This window comes from Pseudoalteromonas sp. SG44-1 (assembly GCF_014164315.1).
Classification (GTDB): domain Bacteria; phylum Pseudomonadota; class Gammaproteobacteria; order Enterobacterales; family Alteromonadaceae; genus Pseudoalteromonas; species Pseudoalteromonas rhizosphaerae.
Map to the genome: position 1 here is coordinate 1 of NZ_JACJEW010000218.1, position 690 is coordinate 690.

1 rRNA gene is annotated in these 690 nt (G+C 41.3%); it reads right to left on the reverse strand.

The window, feature by feature from the left end:
• Window positions 1-203 (reverse strand): 16S ribosomal RNA (locus H5187_RS23860); the annotation flags it as partial.
• Window positions 204-690 lie beyond the last annotated feature (487 nt).

A 690-nucleotide genomic window follows, 5' to 3' on the forward strand; every position in this document is an offset into this window, starting at 1 on the left:
CCCCACTTTGGTCCGTAGACATTATGCGGTATTAGCAGTCGTTTCCAACTGTTGTCCCCCACCAAAAGGCATATTCCCAAGCATTACTCACCCGTCCGCCGCTCGTCAGCAAAGTAGCAAGCTACCCTCTGTTACCGCTCGACTTGCATGTGTTAGGCCTGCCGCCAGCGTTCAATCTGAGCCATGATCAAACTCTTCAATTAAAAGTTTTTTCTGTCTTCTCCCATAAAGAGAGCCGACACGCTCAATGAATTCTGAATTTATTTAATATCTTTCGATATTGAATTGACTGTGCCGAAGCAACTTATAAATAAGTTACTTCTGTTGGTCACTCAGCTTCTCTTTCGAGAAATCACATTGAGACTCTAAATTTTTTGCCTTGCTTAGCGAATTAAGCTCGGCTGTTAGAACTCAATCTGTACGAGTGCCCACACAGATGATTGCTTTATATTGTTAAAGAACGTTGCGGTTAAAGTTAAACTTTATCTCGCTAGGGCTGCGCATATTACGCTTTCCTATTTTTTTGTCAACACTTAATTTTAAACTTTCTTAATAATCTAAACTCAAGTTTTACTCGACTAACTGATTAACTCTTGCAGCTTAAGCGTTGCCTGCTGCCGTCTCAGTGGGGTCGCATTATAGGGCGCGGCGAATTTTACGCAAGCGTTTTTTAAAGAAAACTTGAAATAA